Here is a 229-nt window from a genome sequence, read left to right on the forward strand (position 1 = left end):
ACACTGCTCGGCCCGCAGGAAATCCAGTTGCTGTTGGTCTTCCACGCCTTCGGCTACCACCTTGAGTGCCAGCCCGTGGGCCATGGCGATGACGGCCCGGGTGATCGCCGCATCTTCGCGGCCCAGGCCCAGGCTGCGGATAAAGGTCTGGTCGATCTTCACGTAGTCCACCGGGATACGCTTGAGGTAACTGAGCGAGGAATAGCCGGTGCCAAAGTCATCGATGGCC

At 62.0% G+C, this 229-nt stretch carries 1 protein-coding gene; it reads right to left on the reverse strand.

The window, feature by feature from the left end:
• Window positions 1–229 (reverse strand): EAL domain-containing protein (locus ACW9IR_RS30125; RefSeq protein ID WP_457466254.1); only part of this gene is annotated, 229 nt, incomplete at both ends.

It is taken from the genome of Pseudomonas sp. SDT291_1_S447 (assembly GCF_054070155.1).